This window comes from Bradyrhizobium sp. BRP56, assembly GCF_020194035.1.
GTDB lineage: Bacteria > Pseudomonadota > Alphaproteobacteria > Rhizobiales > Xanthobacteraceae > Bradyrhizobium > Bradyrhizobium australafricanum.
This window is the reverse complement of record NZ_JADYVV010000214.1, coordinates 1-434: the sequence shown is the minus strand read 5'-3', so window position 1 is coordinate 434 and position 434 is coordinate 1. Positions and strand designations below refer to the sequence as shown.

The 434-nt window shown below is 59.2% G+C and carries 1 pseudogene; it reads right to left on the bottom strand.

Going from position 1 to position 434, the window contains the following annotated elements:
• Window positions 1-247: 247 nt before the first annotated feature.
• Window positions 248-434: pseudogene (locus tag I6F38_RS43445) on the bottom strand (transposase); the annotation flags it as partial.

The following is a 434-nucleotide window of genomic DNA, read 5'->3' as shown; positions in this document are numbered from 1 at the left end:
TCCAAAAATGCTATCGCGGTATCGCATGCTCGGCCTTCTGTGTCTCGACAACCAGAAAAGGCCGATTTGCCTCGGTCTTGCCGAGCATGCACCGCGACATAGTGAATCATTCCCCGGACAGCCCTGCCTGAAAGGGGGAAGGTCGGGATGGGGGTCAGCCGCAGGAACGCTGCCTGCGAAGAGAGCAGATCCCCACCCGCTTTGCTCTCGAGAGCAAAGCGACCTCCCCTTTGCAAGGCTCTCCGATTCACACATTTTGGAGTCTCAGGGTCGAGCCGTATTTGATGCGCTGGAAGTCGTCGAGGCCCCGGCGCATGGTTTTTGGGCCGGGTTTGTCATAGTAACCGGTCCAGCCGCCAAGACGAGCGATGACCCATGCGGCGAAGGCGAGCGATCCCTTTGAATGCGGGTTCTGTTGGCGCGCGGTTTTGCCT